The organism is Asticcacaulis sp. P2_B1 (assembly GCF_056404915.1).
Genome location: NZ_JBFUDD010000002.1, coordinates 465,376 through 489,035 on the forward strand (window position 1 = coordinate 465,376; position 23,660 = coordinate 489,035).

At 61.8% G+C, this 23,660-nt stretch carries 20 protein-coding genes; 6 read left to right on the plus strand and 14 right to left on the minus strand.

The annotated features are described in order from the left end of the window. Window positions 1-124: 124 nt before the first annotated feature. From AC1DX3_RS06445 to AC1DX3_RS06455, 3 genes are all read right to left on the minus strand, one after another. Window positions 125-1,627, minus strand: coding sequence for a S41 family peptidase (locus AC1DX3_RS06445; RefSeq protein ID WP_476988425.1), 1,503 nt, complete (start codon window positions 1,625-1,627; stop codon window positions 125-127). 81 nt (window positions 1,628-1,708) lie between these two features. Beyond that, window positions 1,709-2,464: a helix-turn-helix domain-containing protein gene (locus tag AC1DX3_RS06450; protein WP_476988426.1), complete on the minus strand. Its 756-nt coding sequence runs from the start codon at window positions 2,462-2,464 to the stop codon at window positions 1,709-1,711. Window positions 2,465-2,483: 19 nt separating this feature from the next. Continuing rightward, a complete protein-coding gene (locus AC1DX3_RS06455; protein WP_476988427.1) occupies window positions 2,484-3,425 on the minus strand; it encodes a GNAT family N-acetyltransferase in 942 nt (313 codons plus the stop codon). Window positions 3,426-3,543: 118 nt separating this feature from the next. Between AC1DX3_RS06455 and AC1DX3_RS06460 the strand changes: the two genes are divergently transcribed. Together AC1DX3_RS06460 and AC1DX3_RS06465 are read left to right on the plus strand one after the other, a co-directional pair. Beyond that, entirely contained in the window at window positions 3,544-3,966 is a 423-nt protein-coding gene (locus tag AC1DX3_RS06460) for a hypothetical protein (RefSeq protein WP_476988428.1), read from the plus strand. Then, window positions 3,963-4,883 carry a DUF817 domain-containing protein gene (locus AC1DX3_RS06465; RefSeq protein ID WP_476988429.1) on the plus strand — a complete coding sequence of 307 codons (921 nt, stop codon included), beginning with the start codon at window positions 3,963-3,965 and terminating at the stop codon, window positions 4,881-4,883. Before AC1DX3_RS06460 ends, AC1DX3_RS06465 begins: the two co-directional genes overlap by 4 nt. Here AC1DX3_RS06465 and AC1DX3_RS06470 read toward each other — a convergent pair. The 3 genes from AC1DX3_RS06470 to AC1DX3_RS06480 are packed head-to-tail and all read right to left on the minus strand — an operon-like array spanning window position 4,844 to window position 7,011. Then, on the minus strand, window positions 4,844-5,143 hold the full coding sequence (locus tag AC1DX3_RS06470) for a winged helix-turn-helix domain-containing protein (RefSeq protein WP_476988430.1): 300 nt from the start codon (window positions 5,141-5,143) through the stop codon (window positions 4,844-4,846). The genes AC1DX3_RS06465 and AC1DX3_RS06470 overlap by 40 nt on opposite strands. A gap of 6 nt (window positions 5,144-5,149) precedes the next feature. After that, window positions 5,150-5,800 carry a hypothetical protein gene (locus tag AC1DX3_RS06475; RefSeq protein ID WP_476988431.1) on the minus strand — a complete coding sequence of 217 codons (651 nt, stop codon included), beginning with the start codon at window positions 5,798-5,800 and terminating at the stop codon, window positions 5,150-5,152. Further along, on the minus strand, window positions 5,797-7,011 hold the full coding sequence (locus tag AC1DX3_RS06480) for an acyltransferase family protein (RefSeq protein ID WP_476988432.1): 1,215 nt from the start codon (window positions 7,009-7,011) through the stop codon (window positions 5,797-5,799). Before AC1DX3_RS06480 ends, AC1DX3_RS06475 begins: the two co-directional genes overlap by 4 nt. A 146-nt stretch (window positions 7,012-7,157) precedes the next feature. Between AC1DX3_RS06480 and AC1DX3_RS06485 the strand changes: the two genes are divergently transcribed. Beyond that, window positions 7,158-8,024 carry an alpha/beta hydrolase gene (locus tag AC1DX3_RS06485; protein ID WP_476988433.1) on the plus strand — a complete coding sequence of 289 codons (867 nt, stop codon included), beginning with the start codon at window positions 7,158-7,160 and terminating at the stop codon, window positions 8,022-8,024. Window positions 8,025-8,247: 223 nt separating this feature from the next. Here the strand turns inward: AC1DX3_RS06485 and AC1DX3_RS06490 are convergent, their stop codons facing one another. The 3 genes from AC1DX3_RS06490 to AC1DX3_RS06500 all read right to left on the minus strand — a co-directional run bounded on the left by AC1DX3_RS06490 (window position 8,248) and on the right by AC1DX3_RS06500 (window position 14,065). Beyond that, on the minus strand, window positions 8,248-9,483 hold the full coding sequence (locus AC1DX3_RS06490) for a Yip1 family protein (protein WP_476988434.1): 1,236 nt from the start codon (window positions 9,481-9,483) through the stop codon (window positions 8,248-8,250). Window positions 9,484-9,601: 118 nt separating this feature from the next. Continuing rightward, on the minus strand, window positions 9,602-11,245 hold the full coding sequence (locus AC1DX3_RS06495; RefSeq protein WP_476988435.1) for an MFS transporter: 1,644 nt from the start codon (window positions 11,243-11,245) through the stop codon (window positions 9,602-9,604). A 165-nt stretch (window positions 11,246-11,410) separates the two neighbouring features. Beyond that, window positions 11,411-14,065 (minus strand): M1 family metallopeptidase, encoded by a 2,655-nt coding sequence (locus tag AC1DX3_RS06500; RefSeq protein WP_476988436.1) that lies wholly within the window; start codon window positions 14,063-14,065, stop codon window positions 11,411-11,413. 215 nt (window positions 14,066-14,280) lie between these two features. Here AC1DX3_RS06500 and AC1DX3_RS06505 point away from each other — a divergent pair, with 215 nt between their 5' ends. Next, the gene (locus tag AC1DX3_RS06505; protein WP_476988437.1) at window positions 14,281-15,165 is read left to right on the plus strand and encodes a DUF3034 family protein; all 885 of its coding nucleotides are present in this window, start codon (window positions 14,281-14,283) and stop codon (window positions 15,163-15,165) included. An 11-nt stretch (window positions 15,166-15,176) separates the two neighbouring features. Next, on the plus strand, window positions 15,177-15,638 hold the full coding sequence (locus AC1DX3_RS06510; protein ID WP_476988438.1) for a group I truncated hemoglobin: 462 nt from the start codon (window positions 15,177-15,179) through the stop codon (window positions 15,636-15,638). A 2-nt stretch (window positions 15,639-15,640) separates the two neighbouring features. On the opposite strand, the gene AC1DX3_RS06515 is transcribed toward AC1DX3_RS06510, so the two are convergent. The 4 genes from AC1DX3_RS06515 to moaA all read right to left on the minus strand — a co-directional run bounded on the left by AC1DX3_RS06515 (window position 15,641) and on the right by moaA (window position 20,444). After that, a complete protein-coding gene (locus AC1DX3_RS06515) occupies window positions 15,641-17,425 on the minus strand; it encodes a bifunctional protein-serine/threonine kinase/phosphatase (RefSeq protein ID WP_476988439.1) in 1,785 nt (594 codons plus the stop codon). Window positions 17,426-17,613: 188 nt separating this feature from the next. Further along, window positions 17,614-18,825, minus strand: a complete 1,212-nt coding sequence (locus tag AC1DX3_RS06520) for a molybdopterin molybdotransferase MoeA (protein ID WP_476988440.1) — start codon at window positions 18,823-18,825, stop codon at window positions 17,614-17,616. Beyond that, the gene (moaB, locus tag AC1DX3_RS06525; RefSeq protein ID WP_476988441.1) at window positions 18,825-19,382 is read right to left on the minus strand and encodes a molybdenum cofactor biosynthesis protein B; all 558 of its coding nucleotides are present in this window, start codon (window positions 19,380-19,382) and stop codon (window positions 18,825-18,827) included. Before moaB ends, AC1DX3_RS06520 begins: the two co-directional genes overlap by 1 nt. Window positions 19,383-19,400: 18 nt before the next feature. After that, complete coding sequence (gene moaA, locus AC1DX3_RS06530) at window positions 19,401-20,444, minus strand: GTP 3',8-cyclase MoaA (RefSeq protein WP_476988442.1); 1,044 nt, start codon at window positions 20,442-20,444, stop codon at window positions 19,401-19,403. 123 nt (window positions 20,445-20,567) lie between these two features. On the opposite strand from moaA, the gene AC1DX3_RS06535 reads away from it, so the two are divergent. Further along, a complete protein-coding gene (locus AC1DX3_RS06535) occupies window positions 20,568-22,157 on the plus strand; it encodes a carboxylesterase/lipase family protein (protein WP_476988443.1) in 1,590 nt (529 codons plus the stop codon). A gap of 129 nt (window positions 22,158-22,286) precedes the next feature. Here the strand turns inward: AC1DX3_RS06535 and AC1DX3_RS06540 are convergent, their stop codons facing one another. Then, window positions 22,287-23,645: a pectate lyase family protein gene (locus AC1DX3_RS06540; protein WP_476988444.1), complete on the minus strand. Its 1,359-nt coding sequence runs from the start codon at window positions 23,643-23,645 to the stop codon at window positions 22,287-22,289. Window positions 23,646-23,660 lie beyond the last annotated feature (15 nt).

Below are 23,660 nucleotides of genomic sequence, written 5' to 3' on the forward strand. Positions count from 1 at the left end.
TTTCGCCGCCATGACATCGAGGAAGCCTGAAAAAAATTGATCGGGCATTACCGATTATAGCTAACATCCCGTTTAGGTTAAGTTTTTTCCCACCATGGTAAATCATGATTCATCATGATAGCCATTACGGCTTCATGTCGCCGGCAAGGGTATCGAGCAAACGCACGGCGCGTTGGCGATCATCTTCACCCGTAGTGGGCAGGACCGGCAGGTCGGGCGTAATACCGGCAACTTCATTGCTGCCGTCCCGGCGCAAACGGATACAATTCGGTATGCGCAGGCGGATGAGCGAATGATAGAGGACCGGCGGATCGCCGCCGCCCATGAAGCCGCACCCGTCACCGCCCGTCTTCACGCCGACAATCTTGCCGATGTGGTTGTCCTGAACCACCGCGGTGAACATTTCGGCCGAGGAGAAGGTATTGGCATCGGTCAGGACGTAAAGCGGTCCGGTCCACAGGCCCCAGATATCGTCTGCGCCCGAGGCAAAGGACAATTGCGAGGATACGTTCTGGTCGTCATAGGCGCCGCGCGGCAGGCTGGCGGCGTAACCACCGGCATAGCCCACCGCCACCAGGCGTTTGCAGCCGCCATCCGCCCACGGGCGCTGCTCGCGCCATACCCAGGACAAGTCGCAAGGCGCCGTCGCCGCCGCTTTTGCCTTGAGAAAATAGTCCCGTGCCGTTCGCAGCGCCGTCTCGCCGTCCGGCGCCGGTTTGGCGGCCAGCACGCCGTCTATGTCTTCAATCTGTTCGTCGGCAAAGCCGGCCCCGGTTGCAGACGCGACCACGAGAAGCCGCGCCGACTCCACCCGCTTGTCGGTCAACAGGCGCGGGAACAGGTCCCCGCTATCGTCGCCGCCGGAATTATTGCCGACATCGATCAAAAGCGCCTGGGCGCCGGCTGCGCGCAGGGCAGCAATCTCGTCGCCGAAGGCGGTGTACCACATGATATAGGCGGCATCGCGAAGACTGCCCGAATCGATGAGCGTGTGGTCTGCCGCCAGCTTCGCCCAGGCCATGGTACAGGCCGCCGGAAAGGCGCGCATACGAAAGTTCTGGATACGGATGATGCCGATCTTGACGCCGCCGGCCGTGGTCGCCAAGCCGCTGCGGTAGACCGAGCTCATGCCGTCACCGCGCAAGGTGAAGCCCGGCAGACTTTCGAACGGCGCGGAAAAGGCGATGGCGCTGCTGGGGTTGAAACCGAGTGAAGCACAGGTGCCGGCGGCGTTACCGGCGTCGAAGGCCGGCCGGTCGACCGCCGACGGTGCAACTGTCGCAGCCGGCGCCAGCGTTGGCAGGATGGAAAAATGGCCGCCGTGAAAGGCGGCGACAAATTGCGTTATGGCGCGCCGCGCGTCTTCGTCGGATCGCGCCACCGCCAGGGCGGCCTGCGTCTGGTGATCGAGCCTAGGCAGGTCGACGCCACCCTCGGGAGAACCGAACCAGGCCAGGTTGGCATAGTCCCTTTCCAGGATGGTTTTGAGTTCGGCATAGTCCGAATTCCAGGCGGCGGCGTCATAGGCAGGCGCGGCGGCGCCAGCGCCTCCCGCTGCCGAGGCAAGCGGCAAGCCGGTCAATAGACCGGCCAGTCCGATAGTTTTGATATGTGATCTCGCGCGCATGGCATCTTCCCTCCTGGACGACGGCATGGTTCTACGGCAGGCCGATACCGCTGTCTTGAACGGTGGCGGATTTTTGAACGATCAGCGCAGATTTCGCCGGTAGGCGGCGGGCGTGGTACCGATTTGTGCCTTGAATACCCGGTTGAGGTGGGGTTGATCGGCGAAACCGCAGCTATGCGCAATGTCGCTGATCGACATGCGGCTGCCGGCCAACATGGCCGCGGCCCGTTCGACGCGTAGCCGGCGCTGATAGTCGCCCAACGTACAGCCGAGATAGCGGCGAAAGGCCTGAGATAGTCGTTCACCGTCGCAGCCAATATCGGCAGCGACCTGGGCCAGGCTCAAGGTGGCTGTATCCGCTGCGCGGACATAGTCGACAGCCTTGGTCAGGTAGCCGGGCAGACGTCCACCGGTCGCGTGACCCCGTGCAAACAGTCCGACCAGTTCATGGGACAGCCCCTCGATGACCATGGCCGAAAACGGATCGTCACGGCGTAATTCGGTCACCAGGCGACGGCCGACATCGGCCACGGCCCGTGAATGCAAGGCCGGTGCTTCGCTGAGGCGGATGACATCACCCAACCGCGCGAGGGTATCGCCGGTGGGCTGGAAGACCAGTTTATAGAGACCGCCGGCGCCGAAACGCTGGGCATGGGGTTCGTGGGCCGGGCAGACCAGCAAGGCTCCCGCTTCGTGCACCGTGCTGCCGCCGCGGATCGTTTCCTGGTAACTGCCGGCCAGCACCAGGCAGAAACTCGTCGTGTCGTGGACATGCTCATGCATGACGACGCCGGAAGTGTAATGCGAAATCCGGATGGACGAAAAAACCTGGTTCACCCGACCGACTATACCCACATTACGGCTGTCGTCCAGCGGCGGTTTCTTCCAGATCCATACCCCATACCTGGCTGACCAGATCGACGCCGAAGGCATGGTTCGGCTGTTCGGAGACCAGTTCGAAGCCTGCCGCCTGATAGATGCGCCGCGCCGACACCAGCGAATTCTGCGTCCACAGCACCATGCGTGTATATCCACGTTGGCGTGCCGCCGCGATGCAGGCGGCGACCAGGGCGCGGCCGATACCCAATCCGCGCGCCTCAGGCTCGACATAGAGGAGACGCAGCTTGGCGACACCGGGTTCGTCACCGCGAAACAGAAAGACCGAACCCAGGATATCGTCACCGTCGACGGCGATAAAACTGGCCTCTTTGGCCGGGTCGAACGTCTTGACGAAGTCGGCGAACAAACCGGCGACCAGGGCTTCATAGGTTATGTCGAACCTGTATTCGCGCTGGTACAACAGGGCCTGGCGCGAGGTGATATGGCCGATATCGCCGACCTGCATATCACGCAGCGTGAAGCCGCGCGGCGTGTCAGACAGCAGGGTTTCGATGCGGCCGGCTGCCTGGATCAGCGCGTCCTGACGACCCTGATCGAGGTGCTCGATCATAGCGGTCAAGCCTTCGCGCGAGGCAAGATTCAGCGGCGCGAAAGCCTCGCGGCCACGCGGCGTCAGGGCCATGATGGCGCCCCGGCCGTCATCGGGATCGCGCGTGCGTTCGACCAGGCCGAGCGCCGTGAAGCGCTTCAGGATACGGCTGACATAGGCCGGATCGAGGCCGAGATGGCTGACCAGCCACGAGGGTTTGAGCGGCCCGTCGTGCGCCAGGTCGAACAGGACGCGCACCTCGGTCAGGGTGAAGTCGCCGCCATAGGGCCGCTCGCTGAGCAGGCCGATCTTGCGAGTGTAGAAACGGTTGAAGCGGCGCAGGCGCTCGATCATGTCTGTCTGGGTCATGTCAGAATGAAAACATGAGATAATGGACTGAGTCAACTATATTTAAGCGCCCATCGCCTTTCGCTCATCATGGCCACATGATATAAAATTATGGGTGAGCGAGCGTTACGAGGCGAGAATGGACGATCAGAACGACGACGCTCAAAGCCTGACTGGCGTTTGGCATGGTCGCTACAGTTACCCCGGGACGCGCATGCCGGAAAACAGTTTCGTAGCTGTCTTGTATGGCAGCACCTCGCTAACCGGCACCGTGCACGAGGTCATGCGCCATGGTGACGGTTCGGAATCGCCGGCAAATGCCACGGTAGTAGGCGCGTGTCACGGTCACGACGTCACCTTTCTCAAAAGCTATGACGGAACCAGTCATATCCGCCATAACGTCATGTATGCCGGCCTTCTGAGCCAGGACCGCTTGGAAATCGAAGGCGTGTGGCGCATCCAGCACCCGGGTGGCGTGTTCTCCGGCCGTTTTTTGATGATCCGCAAACGCGGTGACGATGAAGCGGTAACGCGTGAAGTAGCGGAGACTGTCAGCGCATGAGCGAAACCCCAACCCATCCCTTGGCGCCCTTTCTGCAGCCGGCGCGGCGGCTGATCCGCGCCACTGTCCATCGCATGCCGGCGCCGGTCGCCGAGTTCGCCTTGTTCGGTTTGAAAATGGCGTGGTCGTGCCTGTTCGGAGCCGGCATGCTGGCCCTGATGATCGCCACCCACCTGTGGTGGCCGGCGAACAGCCCGGTCCACCGCTATGACTTCCTGCTGGCCATGGCGATCCTCATTCAGGCCGTGATGTTATGGACGCGGCTGGAGACCTTCGACGAGCTCAAGGTCATCTTCCTCTATCACGTCACCGGTACGATCATGGAGATCTTCAAGACCTATGTCGGCAGCTGGATCTATCCCGAGCCGTCCATCTTCCATATCGGCGGCGTGCCCTTGTTCACCGGCTTCATGTACGGCAGCGTCGGCAGTTTTATCGCCCGGGCGGTGCGCGTTTTCGACATGCGCTTTTCGCACTATCCGAAGCCCTGGGTGACCTGGTTGCTGGCGATCGCCATCTATATCAACTTCTTCAGCCATCACTATATCTGGGACCTGCGCAACCTGTTGTTTGTGGCGATTGCCGCCATCTATTTCCGCTGCTTCGTCTATTTCCGCATCGATGAAAAGGTCCACGCCATGCCGTTCGTCCTGGCCGGCACCCTGACCTCTTTCTTCCTGTGGCTGGCTGAAAATGTCGGCACCTTTACCCACACCTGGGCTTACCCCGGCCAGGGCTGGCACCTGGTGTCGATCCAGAAGATGGGCGCGTGGGGCTTGCTGCTGGTGATCAGCTTCGTCACGGTATCGCTTGTCATACGTCCGAAACTACCCGATGGTGAAGACGAACGCGTCGGCGGCTATCGCTTCTGGTTCAACTATTTGCGCTCGACCAGCTTGGACAGGGCTTCGAGATAACCGGCAAAGGCCGTGCGGCCGGCGGGTGTAATATGGGCTCTGGTCAACGGCTTGCGGCCGGAGAAGCTCTTGACGATCTCGACATAACCGGCGTCCTCGAGCTTGCGCAGATGGACCGACAGATTGCCCTGGGTGGCATCGAGGACCGCTTTCAGCTCGTTAAAGTCCGCGGCTTCCGCGTCCATCAGATAGGCCATGATCCCCAGACGCAGGCGTCCGTGGATGGCATCGTCCAGCCGGTTGACATCGAAGCCGCTCATAATGGGTTATGCCTGCTTTTTCGCCAGATACATCATGGTGTAGCCGGACCCGCCCATCAGGAAGAGCAGGGCAAAACCGATGACCAGGACATAGTAGGGGCTGTGGATCAGCAAACCCAGGGCCACGGTCGTCAGGAACCAGCCGGCCGAGACGAAGGCCAACCACAGCTTGCGGCGGATCATATAGGCAATGTACCAGACGGCCCCCTGGAAGGCGCACACCACTGCGGGGTAGTAGAACCAGATGGTGATGTTCTTTTCGGCGATGGCATTATAGCCAAAGACAAAAACCATAAAGAGATTGGCCAGGCCGGCGCTGCCAAAGGCGGCATTCAGCGCCCGCGTCGCCACGCCCTTCTGGCCTTCCTTGCGTTCGCGCCACAGGATGACTCCGAGCACGATCATGAAGATCACCGTTGGCAGGATAGCCGCCAGCAAATTGCCGAGCGGCCCGAGCGGATACCAGCCCAGGACACCGCCGGCCTGGACCAGGCATTGCAGCCCGTAACAAACCCCGGCGGTGAAGAAGGCCGCGCCGCCCGACATCTGGGCTTTGGGACCTTCCGTCACCAGGGACCTCATGAAGGCCAGGTTAGCGTGCACATCGGTGGAATCGGCGTCATCCACAGGCTGGCCTTCATGATGTGGGTCTGTCACGCTAAAACCTCCTGAGTTGGAGCCTTGGCCTTGCGGCGGCGGCCGTTGAGAATCGCTCCGATGAACGTATAGCGTACCACAATCTGATAGGTCAGAAGCGCAATCGTCACCGTGCCCAGCAGGATGGCGGTAAACTTGGCCTCGGCCGGCCAGTCCACGTCCTTGATCAGATATTGCAACGTCATCAGCACCGGGATGTGGATGATATAGACCCAGTAGGAGGCGTCCGCGATGTAGCGCAGGCCCGGGCTATCGGCACGCAGGAAGGCGTGGGCGAAACCCAGGAGGGCCAGGGTCCACGACCAGCCACCCAGGGCATAGACGAGGATATAGAGCGGGTGATCGTGACCATTGACCGGCGTCAGCATGGGCTGGCCGCCGACAGTGTACAGGCACCACCAGGTCGCGACCGCAGCGCCGAAAGCGTAAAGCCACCAGCGCTGGGCCAGAACGGCCATCAGGTCGCTGCGGCGATGCAGCAGCCAGCCGAAACCGAACGCTGTGCCAAAGCCCGCCAAGGCGGCGGCGTTGGGCACAAGGCCGGTATCGGGCGACATGATGCCAAACCACATCATCCATTGCGGGTTGAGATAGAAGGCGATGGCGACCGGCGCGATCAGGACGATCTTGATCGTATGGCTGCGCATCAGGAAGCCCATGGCGCTGTCCGCCAGCTTGCCCAGAATGCCGCCGATGTGCAGGACATCGGTCACGACTTTCACCACTATGGCGCCGGCATAGAGGATCAGCAGCATGTAGAGGAACCACAAATGGGTCAGCGGGAAGGTCTGCGCCGAAAGGCCGGGTGGCGGCGGTGGCGGGGCCGACGCGGCGGCCGAACCGGGCGCCGGCATATTGGCCAGTATGACGATGGCGACGATGCTGGCGAAGATCAACGGCCAGAAAGCGACCAGGGGTAAGGCGACGTGCTTCAAGCGGTTGACGACGAAACCGCCGACGCCGCGTTTTTGCATCAGCAGCCGCGCGAAGAAGCCGGCCAGGACGAAGAAGGTTATCATGCGGAACATGTGAATGACGTAAAACAATACGCCAAGGCCCTGTTCGTGGCTGACGTCCTTGACGATCCAAATCCGCGGTTCGATGAACGACATGGTGGCGTGCAAGGCCACCCCCAGCAGCAGGGCCAGGGCCCGCACCGCGTCGAGATCGTGCCAGCGCTGGCCGGTCTCCTTTTCCATACTCTCAGCCATAGTCCCTCTCCTTATCCAGACGCGGACCGTTCCGCTCCATATTTCGCGTATATACGAACTAGTTTGTTTTGTAAACTGGTTTAACAAAACTGCGACTTGCCTGGCGAATTGGAGCCGTGGATAATAGGGGATCTGAGGGGGGCGACATGGCCGGCAAACGTACGATATGGGGTTATTTGCGCCTGGCCGTGACGGTCGTGCTGACGGTTGCGATCGTGGCCTATCTCGGCGTGCTGGGCTATCTCTATGCCAATCAGCGCCACATGCTTTATTACAATAAACATGAGGTCGAGACGCCGGCGATTCACGGTCTGGCCATTCAGGATTCGCGCCTGAAAACGCCCGATGGCGAGACCCTGCAGGCCTGGTACGAGCCGCCCCAGCCCGGCATGCCGGTCATCCTGTATTTCCACGGCCAGGCAGCGTCCTTGTCGCTCGGCAAGTGGCGCTATATCCGTATGCACAAGGAGGGGGTGGGCTATCTCGCCCTCGCCTATCGCGGCTTCTCCGAATCGACGGGCGCGCCGACGGAGAAAGGCCTGCTGATCGACGGTTTGACCGCCTATGACTGGCTGCGCACCCAAGGGTACCGCGATTCCGACATCATCATCCACGGCCACAGCCTGGGGACGGGCGTCGCCACCTATGTCGCCAGCCAGCGGCCGGCGCGCGCCCTGATCCTGGAGGCGCCGTTCACCGCCGCCAGCGATGTCGGCGCCGAGCGCTATCCCTATATTCCGGTGGCGTTGTTGATGCACGACAAGTTCCTCAGCCGCGAGCGCATCAGGGACGTCCATATGCCGGTGCTGATCGCCCACGGCGACCGCGACAGCGTCGTGCCCTATGCCGAGGGCCAGCGTTTGTTCGCCCTTGCCAATCAACCCAAGACCTTCGTTCGGGTTCCGGGCGGCGAGCACAATACCCTGGTCCGCGACGGCGTCTATCACGACTATTGGCGCTTTCTCGGCCTGCCGGAAGTCGATCTGGATCCGTCCCTGGTCATCAAGCCATAGAATAATACCAACGGCGAACGAGTTTGACTCATTTGCCGTTGGGAGCGGGCGACTGCCCGCCGCCGCTTGTGCGGCGAGCCATGAGGCGCTTGAGCTGAAAAAAGGGCCTTCCGCGAACGGAAGGCCCCTATTGACTATGAGTCGATGCATTCGGAGCGCCGGTTTTCCTTGAATAAGGCCACATCTACTCCGATTTCGCCGGCGGCATTTCGAAGTGTCCGGCTTATTGTGCCAGGGATTGCGCCTTGCCGATGTCGACGGACGCCACCAGTTGCTTCAGAGTGTTGATATCGACGCCATTGCCCTCGGCCGTGACCGAAATACGGCCGTTATTGACGATAGCGTACTCGCCGGACTTGTTTTGGGTGTCATACTTTTCAGAGGTCATCACGCCGTTATTGGTCGTGATCTTCTCATAGCCGGTAGCGCTGCTGCTGGAGGTATTGACGTTCATCGCCGCCGCCATGGCGCCCAGTCCACCCATGGTGCCGATATCGCTGACGGTCAGCGTCACTGAGCCGTCGCCGATGACATAGGTCGCCTTCGCCGTCGACGCCGAGACCGTGCCCATGCCGCCGGAACCGGTGCTGACGTCACTGCGGGCGGCGCCCATGAAGTTTTCCGGCGTCAGGGCCAGCAGGGCCTGCGCATCCGCCAGTTTGACAGTGCTGGTGCCGTTCTGTTGCGCCGAGGCTTCGGCCGCCATCTGCTCGGTGGCTTGTTGCAGCTTGCCGAGGTCGACGCCGGCGACCTTGCCGCTGATGCGGTCGCCGTTCGCCGTCAGGCCACCGACCGAGGCGACCGGCCCCAGGTGCCCCCCGCCGCTGCCGAGGAAGGCCAGACCGGTCACCGCGCCGCCGATCGCGCCGATGATCAGCATCATGACGAAGGTCACGACCGCGATGACGATCATATAGACGATGGTCTTTTCCGGCGGCGATTTCATCAGACGCGGCAGACCGGTGTACATGAGATAGAGGCCGTACAAGGCCGCAATGAAAATGAGAGCGCCCAAGCTGGGCAGAATGCCGACAATACCCGCGACCCAGGTGGCCGTCGAAGAATAGGCAGCGACCTTGAAGGCGGCCAGGAAATTCTTTTGACCGTCAAAACTGGGCGCCAGGCCGTCAATGACCAAGGCAACGATATAGACACCAATGAGAGCGAGCACATAGCTGACGATCGCGCCGACGATCGCCGCGACGATAGGCGTATGGTAGCTGATGCCGAAGGCGCCGACGCCGATGACGCTCATGCCAATGGCATGGGCGATCGGCGTGATGGCGGCCAGTGGCAATACGTAGCTCATATAGATCGATTTGACGTCGCCGGTTTCGGTGGCGATGACATCCCATGTCGGAATGGGCTTGAGCAGGATGGCCTGGACGCGGGCGATCAAACCTTGCGAGCTGGAGACGGTGGATGGCGCCGGCGGTGGCGGCGTATCGAAATCGGACATGGGAAACCCCTGAAAAAACTGATGAAATACGCGAATACAAATACTTACCGGCAGGATTAGCACGAAACAGCCCCCGGTCAATGTGACCGGGGGCTGTTCGTTTCACAATATCGCGATCTTAGGCCGCGAAATCGTCTTCTTTCTTTTCCTTGAACAGGAAGAAGCCGATGACGAAGGTCATGCCGGCGATGATGACCGGGTACCACAGGCCGTCATACATACCGCCGGTCGTGGCGATGATGGTGAAGGCGATCGCCGGCAGCAGGCCGCCGAACCAGCCATTGCCGATATGGTAGGGCAGGCTCATGGCGCTGTAGCGGATGCGCGCCGGGAACATTTCGACCAGGACGGCCGCCATCGGGGCGTAGACCATGGTGACCAGCAGGACCAGCAGGGTCAGGATGCCGATGGCCATGGGGAAGTTGATGGCGGCGGTGTCGGCCTTGTCGGGATAGCCGGCCGTTTTCAGGGCGCCGCCGACGCGCTTCTTGAAGTCATCGGCCGCGGCCTTGGCGGCATCGGCGTCGAGGCCCTTGCCTTCATAGGACGGTACCGAGACGTCGCCGATCTTGATGACGGCGACGCTGCCGGCCGGCGCCGCGGCATTGCTGTAGCTGACGCCACCCTTGGCCAGGTAGGATTTGGCGATATCGCAGGATTGCAGGAATTTCGTCTTGCCGACCGGGTCGAACTGCAGGGCGCAGGCAGCGGGGTCGGCAATCACCGTGACCGGGGCCGAGGCTTGCGCGTGCTGCAGGGACGGATTGACCGCTGTCGTCAKGGCCTGGAACAGCGGGAAGTAGCCGCCGGCCGCCAGCAACAGGCCGGCCAGGATGATCGGCTTGCGGCCGACCTTGTCCGACAGCCAGCCGAAAAAGACGAAGAAGGGCGTGGCGATGACCAGGGCCGTGCCGATCAAAAGATAGGCGGTATTCGGGTCGACGTGCAGCAGATTCTGCAGGAAGAACAAGGCGTAGAATTGCCCGCCGTACCACACGACGCCCTGGCCGGCGACCAGGCCGAACAAAGCGATCAGCACGATCTTCAGGTTTTTCCAGCGCAGGAAGGCTTCGGTGAACGGCGCCTTGGAAATACGGTCCTCGTCCTTCATGGCCTGGAAAACCGGGCTTTCGCTGAGCTTCATGCGGATCCACACCGAGACCAGGAGCAGAACAAGGGAGCACAGGAAGGGCACGCGCCAGCCCCATTCGGCAAAGGCCTCCGGGCCGACGAGGTAACGCGTCAGGCCGATCAGGGCGAGCGACAGCAGAAGCCCCAACGTCGCCGTCGTCTGGATCCACGAGGTCATGCGGCCACGTTGGTCATGTTTGGCATGTTCGGCGACATAGGTGGCGGCGCCGCCGTATTCGCCGCCAAGCGCCAGGCCTTGCAGCAGGCGAAGGGCGATCAGGATGCCCGGCGCCCACAGTCCAATCTGCTGGTAGGTCGGCAGGATGCCCACCAGGAAGGTCGCCAGGCCCATAATGATCATGGTCATAAGGAAGGTGGTCTTGCGCCCGACGCGATCACCGATGCGACCGAAGATAATGGCGCCGAACGGCCGGACGATAAAGCCGGCGGCAAAGGCCAGCAGGGCGAAGATGAAGGCGGTCGTCGGGTTGATGCCCTTGACCTCGAAAAAGTGCGCCCCGATCACCGACGCCAGGGTGGCGAAAATATAGAAGTCGAACCACTCGAAAATAGTCCCGAGCGATGACGCCCCAATGACCAATATCATGCTTTGTTTGGCTTTTTCCGCCATCGTCTCAACCCTTCTTATAACTCTCTTTGAAAGAAGAAATGGCACAGGACGGAGGTGGCGGCAAGCCGATTCAAGCCTTTGACGAAGAAGAAGATTGTTACAGAATTGCGACACGAAAAAAGCCCTCCGCGAACGGAGGGCTTTGAAGTCTAGGTAGCAATAATCCTATTGAGCGGCTTTGAGGGCCGTGGTGAAGGCGCCGGATTCGGCGGTCTTCAAGGCGGCGCAGTCGTTCATGTTTTCCAGCATGCGGTTAAACGCCAGGTCGCCATGGCCGGCGGCATTGACCTTCGGGCGCATGACGGCGTCGATTTCAGCAGCCTTCTCAGCCGAGCAATAGGCGCCCGGCAGCGAGGCGAGACGACCGGCGGTAAAGATGCCGGTACCCGCAGTCATGGTGTCGAAATGCGCTTTCAACCAGTCATAGGCCATGTCGCGGGTGGCGTCCCACACGAACAGGCCGCCCAGGAGTTGGGCCTTGTCAGGCTGACGCATACGTGTGTCGGTCAGCAGGATGCTGAACAGCCAATTAGCGGTGTCGGGCGTAGCGCCGGCTGTCACCGCACGCATGGCATCCGAGCGGAAGCCTTCGTCCTGGGTCGTCATGGCGCGCTCGTACATATCCTTGGCCGCGGCCAGGCCGCCGTCCTCGACATGGACGCGCAGGGCGCGGCTGAGGAAGGCCTGGTCGACGGCTGTCTTGTCGCCGGCGAGGTAGGCGGTGGCGGCATCGTTCAGTGTCTTGCGCAGGGCCGGATCGCGGGCGTCGCGGGCAACCAGATCGACCAGTTCCTGACGCAACTTTTGCTGGTCGGGATCCTGTTGCAGGTAGAGACCGGCCTTCGGGTCGAAGCCCAGGGCGGCGAGGCGCGGGGCGTAGATTTCGCCCATGACGCGACGATAGTCGGCCAGGGCGGCGTCGCCGATGATGCCGCGTTGCTGCATCAGAACCAGATTGTCGCCGCCCTCTGTGGCGACATTGGAATCCTTGCTGTTGACCATGATGCGGGCCGCATCGATCAGCTTGGCCGGATCGAGCTTGCCGGCATAGAATTGTCCCCACAGGCTGTCGATGGTCGCCAGGCCCTCGGCCGACGGCAGGGTGTCGCTGGTCTTGATCAGGGCATCCCAATCTTCCGGTGTCAGGGTGAAGCGATAATAGCCGGTGCCGCCGGCGTTCGGCATCAATACGGTGCCGGGCTTGTCGACGCCCAATGTGCCCTGGGTCTGGCCCATCAGGAAGCAGTTGCGCTCATCGCCCTGGCGGATGCACAGGGGGATGGTCCAGGTCTGCGGGTCGAGCGTCGTGCCCAGACGGGCGTAGCGCGATTGGGTAGCCACCAGCCAGCCGCCGTTGTGGGTAAAGTCGACGGTCGGGAAGCCTTGCTGGTTGACGAAACTCTTCATGGCGTCGAGCACGCCGGGGCTTTGGGCGGCATCGGCAAGGGCGCCGAAGAACTGTTCCGAGTCGGCATTGCCGTAAGGATGACGCGACATATGCAGGCGGACGCCGGCCTTGAAGCGTTCGTCACCGAGATAGCCCGCAACCATGGCGACGACCTGGCCGCCCTTGCCGTACGTCACTTGGTCGAAGGCGCTGTCGACATCGGCGCTTTTGGCAATCGCCTGATGGATCGGACGGCCGACCTTGAGCGCGTCGGCGCTCATGGCGTCGAAACCTTCAGCGACGGCGCCGACACCGATATTCAGTTCCGGACGCCATTCGTTGCCGATGCGATAGCCCATCCAGTTGGCGAAGCTCTCATTCAGCCAGATATCGTCCCACCAGGCGGGGGTGACATAGTCGCCGAACCATTGGTGCGACAGCTCGTGTGACACGACCATGCCGAATTCCTGCTTCTGCTGGGTATCGGCGCCCGCATCCAGCATGATGATATTGTCGCCATAGATGTCGGCGCCGGCGTTTTCCATAGCGCCCGGCATGACCGGCGAAGCAATCTGATCCAGTTTCGGATAGGGGAAGGCCTGGCCGAAATAGTTTTCGAGATGGGCGACGATCGACGGCGTTTCCTGCAGGGCGTATTGCAGCTTGTCCTTGTTCGGCTTGGTGGCGATGATGCGGATCGGCAGGTCGTAATTGCGTTGCGGCGTCGGCGGCGCCACGCCTTCGGCGGTGACGAACGGCCCGGCGACCAGGGCGACCAGATAGGTCGGCAAAGGCTTGGTCGGATAGAAGCTGTGCGACATCAGCGGGCCAGCCGTGGTGTGGCCGCTTTCCGGCGAATTGCTGGCCACGACATAGCCGGGCTTGGTGATCATGGTGACGGTAAAGGGCGTCTTGAAGCCGGGTTCGTCGAACGACGGGAAGGCGGCGCGGGCATCGATCGATTCGAACTGGCTCCAGGCATACCAGTCGTCGCCGACCTTGATATGATAGAGGCCGGCGGGCCCGTCGCCGAACGGCGCGTCATAATCGAAATTCAAAGTCGCATCGCCCGACAAGGGCTTGGGCAGGTCGATACGGACGACACCGAGGGCATCGACCTGGGTATATTTAACGTTGGTGACCTTGGCGTTTTGCGTGATGGTGGCCTTGGTGACCTTCAGGTCGCGGCCATGCATGTAGAAGGACCTGGTTTCGCCGTTCAGCGTAATATCGATGTCGGTATGGCCGGTGAAGCGCGGCTTGTCCGGCAAAATGGTGAAGTTGAGGCGATAGGCGCGCGGCTTGACGACGCCGTTGAGCTTGCCCTGGGGCGCCGCGGCGTCGGGCACGATGCTGGGGGCGGGAGCGGCCAGTGCCAGGGTCGGCATAAGGAGGGCAGCTGAGGCGCAGGTGGCGAGAAGGAATGAGCGCATGGGGTGAGGTCCGGGTTGCATTTGAAACTTGGTCACAGGGTTAGCACAGGGTCTGGAGGATGAACATTAAGTTTTTGTAACGCCCGGCAAGGGCTTTAATTTTGCCAAAATGGCTCAGGGAGTGAACTGGCAAGATCCTGGAGCGTATATCAAGAATTAAGCAAAACGGGGTTATGGACGATCGTCACCCCTCCCCGCCTTATGTCTGAGGATCCATGCGCAAACGCACCCTTCCCAGCCTTGTCGTCGCCACGGCCGCTGTTTTGGCCTGCGGCGGTGCGGCCCATGCCCAGTCCCTCCTCAGCTTCGGCAGCGGTAAGCTGCTTTTGACCGGCGGCGTGTCGCAGATCGAAGGCTCGGCCGGCGGTGGACTGACGCCATGGGCTGTTATCGGCGGCTACGAATCGACCGGCCAAATCGGCGGCAATGCCTATGTCACCGATGTCCAGACCCAGGATTATGACGTCAAATCCTACGGCGTCCTGGCCGGCTTTTACGACCGTGTCGAGCTGTCCTGGTCCCGCCAGGCATTCGATACCCAAAAAATCGGCGCGGCCCTGGGTCTCGGCTATGGCTACACCATCAAGCAGGACACCCTGGGCATCAAGGTCAAGGTGCTGGGTGACGTTGTCCTGGAACAGGATAGCTGGCTGCCGCAGATCGCCGTCGGCGCCCAGTTCAAGAGCAATAAGAACGGCGGCCTGGTCAAGGCCCTGGGCGCCAGCGACGACGAGAGCACGGACTATTACGTTTCGGCCACCAAACTCTATCTCAGCCACAGCCTGCTGCTCAACGCCACCATCCGCCAAACCAAGGCCAACCAGTACGGCATCCTCGGTTTCGGCAGTGCGTCCAAGGGTTATTCGACACAATTCGAAGGCTCCGCCGCCTATCTGCTGACCCGCAAGCTAGCCGTCGGCGCCGAGGTGCGCACCAAACCCGACAATCTAGCCGTCGCGCGTGAGGGCTCGGCCTATGACGTCTTTGTCGCCTATGCACCGTGCAAGAACCTGTCGCTGACCCTGGCCTATGTCGATCTCGGCAATATCGTCACGCGCAAACAGACCGGCACCTATCTGTCGCTGCAAGTCGGCTTCTGAGGATTATCAAGATGTTCAAAACCTTTACGCTGTGTGGCGCCCTGCTCCTCTCCGGTTTCACCGTCCAGGCTCACGCTCAGGATTCCGCAGATGTGGCGCCGGTGATCGCCAGCGACGACAAGCTGTTCAACGATTTCGGCGGTCATGATGGCCTGGTCCACATCATGGACGACCTGATGGTCAACCTGTTGGCCGATGAACGCACCCACGACTTCTTCGTCGCCGCCAAGCAGGACCATATCAAGGCCATGCTGGTCGAGCAGTCCTGCCATATCCTGGGCGGCGGTTGTGCCTATACCGGCAAGGACATGAAGACGGCGCATAAGGATCTCGGCGTCGATCAGGCCGCCATGTTCGCCCTGGTCGAAGACCTGCAAAAGGCGATGGACAAGAACCATGTGCCGTTCTCGTCGCAGAACAAGCTGCTGGCGGCCCTGGCGCCACAGCACCGCGATATCGTGACGGCGCCTTAAGCCTATCCGAACGGTTTCGAAACCTTGTCGAGGATGTTCTGCATCTCCGGCGTTATGTGCAGATGCAGGGCCGGACCGGCGAGGGATAGTGCCAGGGCCAGGGCCAGCAACAGGCTGATCGTACGCCAGATAAGGACCTGGTTGCGGCCCAGCCACGAATGCTTGCGCGAGAAATCGGGCTCGGCGCCATAGGCCCCGGTTTCAAGCTTGAACGCCATTTCAAACCCGTCCTGGAAGCGATCGGCCGGATTGGGCGCCAGGGCCTGCAGGATCAGGCTTTCCAGCCAGGCTGGCAGGTCGGTGCGCTTGGCCGTCAGACGCCCGGGCTGCTTGAAGCGCGGCGGTTCGCCCGGCGATATCTCGCCGAACGGATAGGACCCGCCGGTAAACATGCGATAAAGCGTCACGCCGAGCGCGAAGATGTCCGAACGCTCGTCACCCGGCTTGCCGGTAAACAATTCCGGCGCCTTGTAGCTGGGCGTGCCGGGCACGAAGACGTCGTCCTTCACCAGGTTCGGGATGCGCGCGACACCGAGATCGACCAGTTTCAGCCCGCCGTCGGGCATCAGGATGATGTTTTCCGGCTTGACGTCGCGATGGATGATGCCGGCGCGGTGCAGCGAGCCCAAGGCCTTGGCCAGCTTGGTGGCGATCGACACGCCCTCACGCAACCGGACGCGCGGAAGGCGCAACAGGCGGTGCTCCAGGGTCTCGCCGACATAGAAGGGCTGAGCGACATAGAGGCAGGTTTGGCGGCCGGGCGCCAGGTTCAGGACCGAGCCGATCCACATGTGCTGAACGCGGCTGGCCACCCAGGCCTCGCGCATGAAGGCCGAGCGCGCCGAGGATTCGGCGCCGATGGTGTGGGGCTTGGGGAATTTCAGCAGCACCGTAAAGTGGGCTGGCCGCGTTTCGCGCAGGTCGCGGGCGCGGAAGACCCGGCTATATTCGCCGTCGGCCAGGACCTTTTCGAGGCGGAATCCGTCGATGACGGCGCCGACATCGGGCGTGTCGACGATCGGCAGTTTGGCAATGGCCGAATCGAGGTCTTCGACGGTGGCGGGCGCCAGGTCGATAATGTCGATGACCAGGGCGGTGGCGTTGTCGTCACCGCCGTGTTCGATCGCGCCGGCGACCAGCTTTTGCGCCGTTTCCTCCGGCGAGGCGCGCTGGTCCAGCAGGGTCAGTATCTGGGCATTGGACATCATGCCATGAACGCCGTCGCTGCACAGCATCAGCCGGTCATGCGGGGCGATGTCGTGGGCGCCGTAGTCGATCCGGATCGCTTCTTCGGCCCCGACGGCCCGGGTAATAAAGGGGCTATGGTCGGCGCCTTCGGGCTTGTGATCCTGGGTCAGCAGTTCCATCTGGCCCAAGCGCAGGCGGTAGAGACGCGTGTCGCCGGCGTGGAAGCTGTGCAGGCGGCGGCCGCGGATGACGATGCCGGTAAAGGCGCAGCACATGCCTTTGAGGTTTTCGTTCTTCTGGCCTTCGCGGAAAAGCCAGTAATTGATGCTTTCCAAAGCACGCGCGGCCGTCTTGCGCGGCGACAGCAATTCCGACTGGCCGAGATAGTCGTCGATAAAGGTACGCACGGCCAGTTCGGCGGCGACCCGCCCACCCTTGCGGCCGCCGACGCCATCGGCCAGGGCCGCGACGGCGCCATGATGGCTCTGGGCTTCTTCCAGGCAAAGGGCGGCGAAATCCTGGTTCTCGTCGCGCTTGCCGATATCGCTGGCGAAACCGGCGGCGACGATCAGGCGCTGGTTGGTGGGAAGGGGAGTCATGGTTTATTTGTGCCTGACCTTCAGGCGTACGTCCAGATTTAGTTAATCCCTTGACGAACAAGCTACAAAAGCCGTTGCCATAATGCTGCTTTTGGTTGCGCGGGAAACTTTCGTGATCTTCGTGCGATGGCGCCGTGAAGGACAGAAAGGAAGTGGAACCGGAGGTTTACTTCTCTTCCTATAAAGTACTACAGGCGGTCGAGCGGCAAGACGTCGACGATATGGCCGGCCTTCATCGCCTTGGCCCCGGCGGGCAGGCGGATCAGGCCGCCGGCACGGGCGAAAACGCTCATCAAGGACGAATCCTGGTCGTCGAACGCCGAGGCCTGCATCTGGCCGTTGTCCGAACAGGTCAGGACGGCGCGCAGATAGGTTTCGCGCGGACCGTTGGCGGCAAGGGGCTTAAGGAGCGCAGCCTGAATGACCGGATCGCGCGCCGGCAGGCCAAGCGAGGCTTCGATCCACGGTTTCAAGAGCAGTTGCGCGACAACAAAGGCCGAGGCCGGATTGCCGGGCAGGCCGAGGACGCGTGTTCCGGTATCGAGGCGGCCGAACGAGGACGGTTTGCCCGGCCGCACCTTGACGCCGTCGAAATCGAGCTTAAGGCCCAGCTTGGCGAGGGCCGGCTTGACCAGGTCGTAATCGCCGACGCTGGCGCCGCCGATGGTAACGATCATATCGGCCTTTAGCCCCTTGAAGGCTTTCAGTATGGCCTTTTCGCTGTCGCCCCTGGCGCCGAGATAGGCGGGTTTTCCACCCCACTGCTTGATCAGCGCCATGACGGCGTGCGAACCCGATTCGTAGATTTGATCCGTGTTCGGAGTCTCGCCCGGCAGCACCAATTCATCGCCGGTCGAAAGGACAGCGATGCGCGGACGCCGGGCAGCGGAAACCACGGGCAGGCCCGCGGCGGCAACGAGGGAGAGCCGCCAGGGATCGAGCCGCAAACCGGCATCAAGCAGGGTGTCGCCCGTCTTGAAGTCCTGACCGCGGTGGCGGATATGGCCCTGCTCAACCTTCAAACCATCGGGCAGGATGTCGATGCCGCCGTCGGCCGGCCGGGTGTTTTCCTGGGTCAGAATGGCATCGCAATCCGCCGGCACAGGCGCGCCGGTGAAGATGCGCACGGCCTCCCCCGCCCCGACCTGGCCGCTAAAACGCCGGCCGGCCGTGCTTTCGCCAACGACTTTCAGGCTTGCGCCTGCCTTGAGGCTGTCGCGCTGCACCGCGTAGCCGTCCATGGCGGAGGCATTGAACGGCGGTTGGTCGCGTGTCGCGATGACCGGAACAGCGAGAACACGGCCTAGGGCCTTGGCGAGCTTGATGTCCTCAGGCTGCAGGGTCAGGGCGCCGGCGCGCACTTTCGCAATGGCGTCGGCAACAGGGATCGGTGCGCCCATCAGCGCTCTTTCAGCCGCGGCATCAGCTCGACCATGTTGCAGGGACCGTGGCGGCTATCGAGCTGCCAACGGATGACCTTGTCCCAGCCGTCTTTCACCGCCCCGTTGGAGCCTGGCAGGCAGAAGATGAAGACGCCGTCGATCAGGCCGGCGAGGGCCCGCGATTGCAGGGTCGACAGGCCGACCGTCTGATAGCTCAGCATATGAAATATGGTCGAAAAGCCTTCGATGCGCTTGTCGAGGATCGGCTCGATGGCTTCGGGCGTGACATCGCGGCCGGTAATGCCGGTGCCGCCCGTGGTGACGATGGCATCGACCAGACCGGAGGTCACCCAATTCTTGACCACGGTGCGGATGTGCTGGATGTCATCGCGGACGATCTCGCGCGCCGCCACATGGTGGCCGGCCTCGGTAATGCGCTTGGCCAGGATATCGCCGGAGGTGTCGCTCTCTTCGTCGCGCGTGTCCGACACCGTCAGGACGGCGATATTGACCGTCTTGAACGGCCTGTCGGCGTCGATCCGCCCACCGCCAAGAAACGGCATGTCGGTGCTCATATTATCCTCCGGTCTATTCTATCCGCCAGTATGGGACATGGTCCGCGCCGGCCGATGGCCCTGCGCGGGGCCAGCCAAGCCGGGTGTCGCAATAAAAAAGTCGTGGGCCCGGGGCTTGTGCGCCAGGGCCGTTTGAAGTGCTGCGTCGAGACCGGCATCGGTCGCATCGTCCCGCAAGGCCGCGCGCAGGTCGACATTGTCGTCCTGACCCAGGCACATATAGAGCTGGCCGGTGCAGGTGATGCGCACGCGATTGCAAGTGTCGCAGAAATTATGGCTGAGCGGCGTAATCAGCCCCAAGCGCCCGCCGGTCTCCGTAATGCGATAATAGCGCGCCGGCCCGCCGGTCGTATCGCCGACTCCATCGATGGTCCAGAAGGCGCGCAAATCGGTCATGAGGTCGGCCAGTGAAACGAACTGGTCTTCGCGGCCGCCGATCTCGTCGCCCAGTGGCATGGTTTCGATCAGGGAGACATCGATGCCGCGGGCGTGGGCGAAGGCGATAATGTCGGGGATTTCCTGGCGATTATCCTGTTCCAGGGCGACGACATTGAGCTTGACGCGGATGCCGGCGTCTTGCGCCGTTTCGATGCCGGTCAGCACCCGGGCCAAATCACCGCCGCGCGTGATACGGCGATAAACGTCCGGTCGCAGGCTGTCGCACGAGACATTGATGCGCCGGATGCCGGCCTCGACAAGGGCCGGCACGGCGCCCTCAAGCAAGGTGCCGTTGGTCGTCAAGGTCAGCTCTTTCAGGCGGCCGTTATGGACCTGTTCGCCCAGGCGGCGCAGGAAGTCGAGCACGCCCTTGCGCACCAGGGGCTCACCGCCGGTAATGCGCAGGCGTTCGACGCCGCGGTCGATGAGAAACAGGCTGAGGCGTTCCATTTCCTCGAAGGACAGCAGGTCCTTGCGCGGCAGGAAGGTCTGCTGCTCGCTCATGCAGTAGGTGCAGCGCAGGTCGCAACGGTCCGTCACCGACAGCCGGACATAGCTGATGCGGCGGCCGAAACCATCGATAAGGGACGCTGGAAAACTCATGGCGTAAAGGTAGTCGTTCAAGGCAGCATTCTCAAGACACTTTCTTGGGCTAATTCTTGCGGCAAATCATTGAACGGACTTTACTTTCACCGCAGCCGGTATCATTTTGAACGAAAATCCCGGGAAACGCCCCAAGAGCCACCCATGAACAGACGTGACGCCCTTTTGGGCCTTTCCTCCGCCGGAATGGTCGCGGCCATGACACCGGTATCATCGCAGGCAAAAACACCAGCTGTCATGACGGATGGCGGCCCCGTCTCGGGCCAGGTTACAGGCGGCGGCAGCGTCTTTCTCGGCCTGCGTTACGGCACGGCCAGACGCTTCCAGCCGCCGGTCAAACCTGCCGCCTGGAGCGAGCCCTATGCGGCCGACCATTACGGCAAGGCGTCACCGCAAACCGATACGCCCGATGCCTACGGCCAGGACGAGGATTGCCTGTTCCTCAACATCTGGACGCCGGAAGCCAGTTCGCGCAAGCCGCGGCCGGTCATGTTTTACATCCATGGCGGCGCCTATAATAACGGTTCAGGTGGCAGTCCGCTCTATGACGGCACGAACCTGGCGCTGCGCGGCGATGTCGTGGTGGTGACGATCAATCACCGGCTCAATGCTTTCGGCTATCTCTATCTCGCCCGGCTGGAACGCGAGATCACCGGCGCGCCCGGGCCTCTGCAGTGGTCGGGTAATGCGGGGCAGATGGACATTCACCTGGCGCTGGCGTGGGTGCGCGACAATATCCGCCAATTCGGCGGCGATCCCAACTGCGTCATGGTGTTCGGGCAATCGGGCGGAGGCGCCAAGATCGCCACCATGATGGCGACGCCGGCGGCCAACGGCCTGTTTCACCGCGCCGCCACCATGAGCGGCCAGCAGGTGACAGCCTCGGGCCCCGACCATGCGACCCAGCGCGCCATCGCCTTCCTCACCGCCCTGGGATTGAAAGGGGATGCCGACGGTTTGGCCGAGGTACAGACCCTGCCGGTGGCAGACCTGGTCGGCGCTCTGCATGCCACCGATCCCATTATCGCCAAGGGCGGGCTCTATTTCGGCCCGGTCGTCGACCAGACCGTTCTGTTCCGGCATCCCTTCTGGCCGGAAGCGCCGGAACAATCGCACGACATCCCGATGATGATCGGCAATACGCACGACGAGACGCGCGGCTTTCTGGCCGGAGATGCGCATAATTTCGCGCTGGCCTGGGACGAGTTGCCGGGCAAGCTGCTGCCGCAGATGCGCGTCGATATCGATCCGTATCTGGTCGTCGATACCTATCGCAAACTCTATCCAGCCATGTCGCCGTCGGACGTGTTCTTTGCCGCAACGACGGCGGCACGGTCATGGCGCGGCGCCATCGAGGAAGACGAAGCGCGGGCGCGATCGGGTGCGGTCACCTATGCCTACCAGGTCAATTGGGCGACGCCGAAAGACGGTGGCCGCTTGGGCGCGCCGCACACGATCGACATTCCGCTGGTCTTCCGCACTACCGGAGTGCCCGACAGTATTTCGACCGATAGTGCCGAGGCTCGGGCCATGGCCGATCTGTTTTCCGATGCCTTTATCACCTTTGCGCGGACCGGCTCGCCGCAGACACCCGCCCTGCCCGCCTGGACGCCCTATAGCCTGCCCGGCCGCGAGACCATGGTGATGGATATCAAGCCTAAGCTGGCGCTGGATCCACGTGGCGAAGAACGCAAACTCTTCGCCACCGTGCCGTTTATTCAGCAAGGGACGTAGGAAGGCTTGATCCACGGATAAGCCAGATAAGCACAGATGGCGCTTCGCGCCTAAAGACCATGGCCTGCGGCGCCGTGGATTAGCCTGAAATCTGTGCTTATCTGGCTTATCTGTGGATCACTTTCCTACCTAATGCTTCGGATAGGACTTGGCGTAGAGCGAATCCCAGCCGGCCTTTGGGCTCATGTCTGCGAGGTTCCAATCGGCTTCGACAAACGGCGCGGCCGTCGGCTTGTAGCTCGGATAGCCGTAATAGTTCTGGGTCTGTGAATCGATGATTTCACCCCGGCCTTCGGCGACGTCCGAGAGAATCTTGAAGTCGACATCGTCGCGGTCCCAGGCACGCGCCCCGACCGATTCGTAGATTTCGTCCTCGATCTTGTTGGCCGGGATGGTGCGGATATCGGCCGGCACATAGGGCGTCTTGGCAGTCAAAATCTGCGCCGATCCGGTGGTGTAACGGCCGGTCTGGGCAACCGGGTGGCCATACTGATCGACGGCGATATTGTCCTTCAGATAGAGCGACACGCTGCCGTCGCCGCCCAGGGCGAACAAGGGCGTCGCTGGCACCGTATCGGGTCCCTGACGATAGACATTGCCGATCAGGGTAATGATGCCGGTTTCAAAGGGATGGGTCTCCCATTCATGGCCGATCAGGTTGTAATGGATCGCCTTTTGGCCGGGATTATAGATCATGTTGTTGATTTCGGCGGCATGGACGCCGCCCTTGAACAGGCCGTTACGCTCTTCGTTCGAGGCGTAGAGGTTGCCGTAGATCAGGATGCCCGTCGTGTTGTCGTGGTAAAGCCCGCCCTTGGAATGTTCACCCTTGGCGTGGGTCGAGTTGCGCAGGCCTTCGTAGACCAGGTTATGGCTGTAGGTGATGTTATGCGACGTGTTTTGCCGCCATTCATCGATATTGGCGCCGTTGAAACGTGGCCCCGAGGCCGACAGGTTTTCATCCGTGCCCCACGACATCGAGCAGTGGTCGACAATGATATTGTAGCTGGCATTGGCCGAAAAGGCGTCGACCTCCCAGCCGCTTTTCCGCGGTTTGCCGTCATCGCCCGGGCGGAACATCATATGCTGGATGATGATGTCGTGCGCCTTGTCCATATGGGTTTCACCGCGGATCAGGGTGATACCGGGCGACGGCGCCGTCTGTCCGGCGATCGTCATATAGGGGTTTTTGATATTCAGGGCGTGCCCGTCGAGATCGATGACGCCGCCGACTTCGAAAACAACGATGCGCGGGCCTTCGGATTCGACGGCCTCGCGCAGGGAACCACGCCCGGATTCGTTGAGGTTTGTGACTCGGATGATGCGGCCACCCTGGCCGCCTTTGGTGTCCTTGGCCCAACCGACTATGTCATAGGTCGAGCGGTTGAGATGATAGGCCGGCGCGGCGGTCGAGGCTGTTTTGGCGATAGCTGTGGGCGCGATGACGAGCGCCGCCAGCATGAGGGCGGCATTGAGGCGAAGTTTCATTTCCTGGTCTCCCGT

Bases quoted from the DNA above. Each gene is read 5' to 3' on its own strand.
- AC1DX3_RS06445 (WP_476988425.1), bottom strand. From the start codon at position 1,627: ATGCGCGCGAGATCACATATCAAAACTATCGGACTGGCCGGTCTATTG.
- AC1DX3_RS06455 (WP_476988427.1), bottom strand. From the start codon at position 3,425: ATGACCCAGACAGACATGATCGAGCGCCTGCGCCGCTTCAACCGTTTC.
- AC1DX3_RS06460 (WP_476988428.1), top strand. From the start codon at position 3,544: ATGGACGATCAGAACGACGACGCTCAAAGCCTGACTGGCGTTTGGCAT.
- AC1DX3_RS06465 (WP_476988429.1), top strand. From the start codon at position 3,963: ATGAGCGAAACCCCAACCCATCCCTTGGCGCCCTTTCTGCAGCCGGCG.
- AC1DX3_RS06470 (WP_476988430.1), bottom strand. From the start codon at position 5,143: ATGAGCGGCTTCGATGTCAACCGGCTGGACGATGCCATCCACGGACGC.
- AC1DX3_RS06480 (WP_476988432.1), bottom strand. From the start codon at position 7,011: ATGGCTGAGAGTATGGAAAAGGAGACCGGCCAGCGCTGGCACGATCTC.
- AC1DX3_RS06485 (WP_476988433.1), top strand. From the start codon at position 7,158: ATGGCCGGCAAACGTACGATATGGGGTTATTTGCGCCTGGCCGTGACG.
- AC1DX3_RS06490 (WP_476988434.1), bottom strand. From the start codon at position 9,483: ATGTCCGATTTCGATACGCCGCCACCGCCGGCGCCATCCACCGTCTCC.
- AC1DX3_RS06500 (WP_476988436.1), bottom strand. From the start codon at position 14,065: ATGCGCTCATTCCTTCTCGCCACCTGCGCCTCAGCTGCCCTCCTTATG.
- AC1DX3_RS06505 (WP_476988437.1), top strand. From the start codon at position 14,281: ATGCGCAAACGCACCCTTCCCAGCCTTGTCGTCGCCACGGCCGCTGTT.
- AC1DX3_RS06510 (WP_476988438.1), top strand. From the start codon at position 15,177: ATGTTCAAAACCTTTACGCTGTGTGGCGCCCTGCTCCTCTCCGGTTTC.
- AC1DX3_RS06515 (WP_476988439.1), bottom strand. From the start codon at position 17,425: ATGACTCCCCTTCCCACCAACCAGCGCCTGATCGTCGCCGCCGGTTTC.
- AC1DX3_RS06520 (WP_476988440.1), bottom strand. From the start codon at position 18,825: ATGGGCGCACCGATCCCTGTTGCCGACGCCATTGCGAAAGTGCGCGCC.
- moaB (WP_476988441.1), bottom strand. From the start codon at position 19,382: ATGAGCACCGACATGCCGTTTCTTGGCGGTGGGCGGATCGACGCCGAC.
- AC1DX3_RS06535 (WP_476988443.1), top strand. From the start codon at position 20,568: ATGAACAGACGTGACGCCCTTTTGGGCCTTTCCTCCGCCGGAATGGTC.
- AC1DX3_RS06540 (WP_476988444.1), bottom strand. From the start codon at position 23,645: ATGAAACTTCGCCTCAATGCCGCCCTCATGCTGGCGGCGCTCGTCATC.